Raw genomic sequence first — 6,138 nt, 5'->3', positions numbered from 1 at the left:
TGTCCGGTAAAAAAAGTACCTTTACTCATCGGCTGTTTTTTTGTGTGGTAACTTAAAAATACCGAAAAAGGAGGCTACTCGCCTCCTTTTAATTTATCAATCAAGTATTTTTACCGGACACTAATGGCTTGAAGATGAGGATTGGCTGTAGGTTTGGACGCAGCATGACGCACAACGCTTACTTTTGCGGTTCATGAGCAGAAAAAATAATAAAAACCAGGTATTGGAGCAACTGCTGGTGGAAGATTACGCAGCAGAAGGAAAATCGCTGAGCAGGGTTGATGGCAAAGTTATTTTTATTGAGGGAGCAGTACCCGGCGATGTGGTGGATGTATTGTTGGGAAAAAATAAAAAGGACTGGGCAGAAGGAAAAGCGATTCGTTTTCATACCTGGTCTGCCAGCAGAACAGAACCTTTTTGCAGTCATTTTGGGGTTTGCGGAGGGTGTAAATGGCAAATGCTGCCTTATGAAAAGCAATTGGCATATAAACAAAATGAAGTGGAGCAAAATCTTCGCAGGCTGGGACATATCCATTTGCCGCCTGTAATGCCTATCCTGGGCTGTGATAAAACCGTACGCTACCGCAATAAATTAGAATTTACTTTTAGCAATCACAGGTATAAAACATGGGATGAAATACAAAATGACCCCTTACCACTACAACCCCGCGCCGAAAGAAAAGAAGATCCGGCGCTTGGCTTCCATGTGCCGCGTATTTTTGATAAAGTCATTGATATTACCACCTGCCACCTGATGGAAGAACCCACCAATCTTATCAAAAACACCGTGCGTGATTTTTCTATACAACAGGGCTATCCTTTTTATGATATCCGCCGGCACACCGGCTGGCTGCGTAACCTCATTATACGGGTATGCACTACGGGTGAGGTAATGGTAAATATTTGTCTGGCATATGAAGAAAAGACAGAACGGAAAAAGTTAATGGATCATTTACTGGCCAGGGTTCCTTCCATTACTACCTTGCTGTATACCATCAATGCAAAGAAAAATGACAGCATATACGACCTGGAACCTAAAATATATTTTGGTAAAGGATATATTACGGAATGGCTCGAAGATTTTCAGTTCAAAATAAGTCCGAAATCTTTTTTTCAAACCAATAGCCGTCAGGGCGAAAAATTATACCAGGTAGCCAGGGAGTTTGCTGAATTAACAGGTAGTGAAACGGTGTATGACCTGTATTGCGGTACGGGCAGCATTGGTATTTTTGTAAGCAAACTGGCAAAAAAAGTTATAGGTGTGGAGCTGATACCCGAAGCCATAGCCGATGCAAAAGAAAATGCCTTATTGAATAATATGGCGCATGCAGGCTTTTTTGCTGGAGATGTAATTGATATATGCAATGATGCTTTTTTTATGCAGCACGGGAAACCCGATGTGATTATTACCGATCCGCCCCGTGCCGGTATGCACGATAAATTGGTGCGGAAAATATTAGAAATGCAGGCGCCACTGGTAGTATATGTAAGTTGCAACAGTGCCACGCAAGCCAGGGACCTGCAACTGCTGCATGAAAAATATGAGGTAACAAAAGTGCAGCCTGTAGATATGTTTCCCCATACCCATCATATAGAGAATGTAGTTCAGTTAAAACTAAGATAATGTTATAGTGCAGCGCAACGGATCATACTATAAGGTTTATTATCAGCCATAGTTTATTTTCGCACATAATCAATTGAATCATTATGACAGAATTTCGTCCGGGTGGATTTCGAGTGTTACCACTGGTAATAAAAAACCTGCTTATCATTAATGGGTTATTTTATTTGGCTCAAATAATCTTTGGCAAGACGGGCTCATTTTCCATGGAAAACCTTTTTGCTTTGCATGATGTTCGTTCTGTTTACTTCCGTCCTCACCAAATAGTCTCTTACATGTTTCTGCATAGTCCGAGAGACTTCACTCATATTCTCTTTAACATGTTTGCTTTATGGATGTTTGGAAGCGCATTAGAGAACTATTTGGGGCCAAAAAGGTTTTTATTTTTTTATATGATTTGTGGCATAGGAGCCGCAATGCTTCATTTAGGTGTCTTATATTATGAGAATACCGCCATGTTAGATATTTTTAGGACATACCCTGTAGAAGATCAAGAGCAGTTATTATATAATCCAAGCTTTAAGCTCAATACGCCTACTTTAGGAGCCTCCGGCTCTGTTTTTGGCTGCCTTGCCGCCTTTGGATATCTATTTCCTAATAGCCTTATATATTTGTATTTTTTTATTCCCATTAAAGCCAAATGGTTTGTATTGTTTTATGGGGCAATAGAATTCTTTTTGGGGGTAAGCAATTCTGCCGGCGATAATGTAGCCCATTGGGCACACCTGGGTGGAGCTCTGGTAGGCTTTTTGTTGGTATTGTATTGGAATAAAACAAAGCGTAGAAGATTTTATTAGTAATTTTACGGTGATAGTTTGAAGTGTAAATTTTTAAGTATGGGGGTGCTTGAACAAACAAAAACAAAAAAGGTTTTTTTTGGTGCGGATAATGATGCATTGGTGCGGATCATTATTCTTAATATACTGGTTACCGCTGTTCTTTTTTTTATCCGTTCTATATACCAGCTCTCGGATATTGATCTTTCCCGGTTTCAGTCTGATGTGGCAGCCTGGTTCGTATTGCCTGCCGATACAGGCAAATTGATCACCCGTCCATGGACGGTAATTACCTTCATGTTTTCCCATATTGATATATGGAGCCTTATTGCCAATATGCTTTGGTTATGGGCTTTTGGATTCATTATTCAAAGCTTATTTGGTAGCCGGAAGTTAGCTCCCATTTACATTTATGGTGGCCTTGCGGGCGCCTTAGTCTATGTTTTATGTAGCAATGTTATTCCCTCGCTTGCACCTGGTGTTTCAAATATGGCATTGGCCGGAGCCAACGCCTGTGTTATGTCAATTGCTGTTGCAGCTACTGTTGCCGCTCCGGGTTATCGCATTTTTCCCATGCTTAATGGGGGCATACCTTTATGGATACTAACATTGATTTATGCGGTGATCAATTTTGCCGGAACTTCTTTTGGTAATCCTGCCGCTTATGGCGCCGAATTGGCGGGGGCAGCAATGGGCTTTTTATTTGTAAACCGGCTCGACAGGGGTCAGGATATGGGTAGATGGATGAATAATGTTTACGACTGGTTTTTCGATTTATTTAATCCCGACAAGGAACCTAAGCCGGATTCGGCCAGGCGCAATATATTTTATGATACGCACGGGAAACCACCGTATAAAAAGAAACCTAATTTGAACCAGCAACGCATTGATGAAATCTTAGATAAAATCAACCAAACCGGCTATCGCAGTCTTTCATCCGATGAGAAAGAGATATTGCAACGCGCAAGCGAAGAAGATTTATAATTTTACTGCATGTTCTGTCAATTCATCAGGCGCTTTTTACTTGTCATCTATATTGTTATCATCATTTTCTTCCTGGCTGCCTGCCTGTCACCTTTCCTTAATCCGGCTACCTGGTGGGTCTTTGGTTTTCTTGGCCTGGCTTTTCCCTACCTGTTCATTACCTTGTGTTTTTTTTTAACAGGCTGGTTGTTTGCCAGATCAAGGTGGAGCTGGCTTGCCATAATTGCCTTATTGCTGGGATGGAATAATATTTCTGCGGTTTTTGCTTTTCATCCGGGAAGCGCTTTTAGTAAAGACAAAAAAGAAGCCGGCGCCTTGCGGATAATGACCTGGAATACCAAGGGTTTTTTTCCCGGGGAAGTAAGTGCTACCACAGAAATGCGGCTTGCCCATCGTGAAAGTATATTTGACGTTATACGCGATTACGACCCAGACATCATTGCTATCCAGGAGTTTTCTACCATAGAAACCAGCAATTGGTTTAATAATCTCACGCATCTCAGGAAGATGGGATACCGGTATTATTATTTCCCGGGTGACTTTGTAAAATATAAAGTCCTTTACAGCGGAACGGCCATTTTTTCAAAATACCCTGTTATAGATTCCGCAAAAACATATATGCCTCAGAATGCAGAAGATAAAGTGGAGAGCCTGCTGAGTGCTGATATTGTATACCAGAACGATACCATCAGGATTTTTACAGGCCATTTACAATCCTACCGGTTTATGCCGGCGGATTATAGCGATTTTTCGAAGATCAGGAACGGCGCCAATGAAAGGGTAGACGCCTCAAAAAACATTGTTCGGAAAATGCGCGTTGCTTTTAAGAAGCGGGGAATACAAACCGATATTATACGTAAACAATTAGATGAAAGCACCTATCCTGAAATTTTTTGCGGGGATCTGAATGATGTGCCCGGATCCTATGCTTACTTTTCGGTGAAAAATAAAAAAAGAGATGCTTTTATTGCTAAAGGATTCGGTTTCGGTCAGACCTACTATAGCTTTTCTTCCAATTTTATGCGGCAGTTACCTACTATCAGGATTGATTATATTTTTACTGATCCGCGGTTTACTGTTCAGCAATGCACAAGGATTCCCGTGATACTATCCGATCATATACCTGTGATAGCAGATGTGCGGCTATCGGGTAAATAAGGAACGGTATTCCGCGCTTTTAATATGGATTAACGCTGAAATATTATTCCGTTTATATTTGCAATAAACATACACAATATTAAACCAGGCTATGGCAGAACTGAAGGTTTACAATTCATTGACCAGGCAGAAAGAAGTGTTTTCTCCCATTACACCCGGGCATGTGGGCATGTATGTATGTGGTCCTACGGTTTACAGTGATGTACATCTCGGCAATTGCCGCACATTCATTTCATTTGATATTATATACCGCTACTTAAAATACCTTGGCTACAAAGTAAGATATGTACGTAATATAACGGATGCCGGGCACCTGGAGGGAGACAGGGATGAGGGCGATGATAAGTTTTCAAAAAAGGCGAGGCTCGAAGCACTGGAGCCTATGGAAATTGTTCAAAAATACACCCTGGGCTTTCATAAGGTAATGGAATTATTTAACAATCTTCCACCTACTATTGAACCCACAGCAACGGGGCATATTTCCGAACAAATTGAAATGGTGAAGCACATCCTCAACAATGGTTATGCTTATGTAGTTGATGGTACCGTTTATTTTGACGTGGAGAAATACAATAACGAAAAACCTTATGGTATTCTTACCAACAGGAAACTGGAAGATCTGCTGGAAGGCACACGTGACCTAAGCGGGCAGGATGAAAAAAAAGGGCGGCTCGACTTTGCATTGTGGATCAAAGCAAAGCCGGAGCACTTAATGCAATGGCCCTCACCCTGGGGCATGGGTTTTCCGGGCTGGCATATAGAATGCTCGGCAATGAGTGAAAAATATCTTGGCAAACAGTTCGATATTCATGGCGGGGGAATGGATCTTGCAGCAACACATCATACCAATGAAATTGCACAATCGCAGGCCTGCTATAATGTAAGTCCGGCCAATTACTGGATCCATACCAATATGCTTACAGTTAATGGCGCAAGAATGAGCAAAAGTGCAGGTAATGGTTTTCTTCCCGGCCAGTTATTTACAGGCGATCATCCCCTGCTTGAAAAAGCCTATTCGCCGATGACGGTTCGTTTTTTTATGCTTCAAACGCACTACAGGAGCACGCTCGATTTTAGCAATGAGGCTTTGCAGGCCGCCGAAAAAGGATTAAAAAGGTTGTGGGAAGCATATGAAAATCTTGGAAGCTTACAATCGCAGGCATCCGCACTTCGCACGAACGCTGCCAATGCTGAAACCGATAACCGTTGCCGCGAACTGATCGCTGATTTTGATATTTCAATGAGCGATGATTTCAATACAGCCAGGGTGTTGGCCAATATGTTTGAACTGGTTCCGCTTATCAATTCTTTTAAAGGAGGACAGATCCCCCTCAATAGCATTAGCCGGCCTACATTTGAATTATTGCAAAAGCAGTTTACAACCTACCTGCTTGATGTTTTTGGCTTGAAAGATGATAAAACCGCCGATACCGGCCGGCTCGACAGCGTATTACAGTTACTGATTCAAATAAGAAAGGAAGCAAGATCAAGAAAGGATTTTGCCACCTCAGATAAAATACGCAACGAACTTCAGCAACAGGGCATCCTATTAAAAGATGAGAAAGACGGCAACGTAAGCTGGAACATTATTTAAACAGC

5 protein-coding genes are annotated in these 6,138 nt (G+C 41.7%); all 5 read left to right on the top strand.

The features are described 5' to 3' along the window. The first annotated feature begins 193 nt into the window (after positions 1-193). Positions 194-1,624 carry a 23S rRNA (uracil(1939)-C(5))-methyltransferase RlmD gene (rlmD, locus tag FRX45_RS22995; RefSeq protein ID WP_152270833.1) on the top strand — a complete coding sequence of 477 codons (1,431 nt, stop codon included), beginning with the start codon at positions 194-196 and terminating at the stop codon, positions 1,622-1,624. Positions 1,625-1,707: 83 nt separating this feature from the next. Beyond that, positions 1,708-2,418 carry a rhomboid family intramembrane serine protease gene (locus FRX45_RS22990; protein WP_152270832.1) on the top strand — a complete coding sequence of 237 codons (711 nt, stop codon included), beginning with the start codon at positions 1,708-1,710 and terminating at the stop codon, positions 2,416-2,418. Positions 2,419-2,457: 39 nt separating this feature from the next. Next, positions 2,458-3,381, top strand: a complete 924-nt coding sequence (locus FRX45_RS22985) for a rhomboid family intramembrane serine protease (RefSeq protein WP_152270831.1) — start codon at positions 2,458-2,460, stop codon at positions 3,379-3,381. Between the two features lie 9 nt (positions 3,382-3,390). Then, positions 3,391-4,539, top strand: coding sequence for an endonuclease/exonuclease/phosphatase family protein (locus FRX45_RS22980; RefSeq protein ID WP_152270830.1), 1,149 nt, complete (start codon positions 3,391-3,393; stop codon positions 4,537-4,539). Between the two features lie 91 nt (positions 4,540-4,630). Further along, positions 4,631-6,133, top strand: coding sequence for a cysteine--tRNA ligase (gene cysS, locus FRX45_RS22975; RefSeq protein WP_152270829.1), 1,503 nt, complete (start codon positions 4,631-4,633; stop codon positions 6,131-6,133). Positions 6,134-6,138: the final 5 nt, after the last annotated feature.

The sequence above is a fragment of the Agriterribacter humi genome (assembly GCF_009192765.1).
Lineage (GTDB): Bacteria > Bacteroidota > Bacteroidia > Chitinophagales > Chitinophagaceae > Agriterribacter > Agriterribacter humi.
Note: the sequence above shows the minus strand (reverse complement) of the source record. Positions and strands in the feature narration are given on the sequence as shown.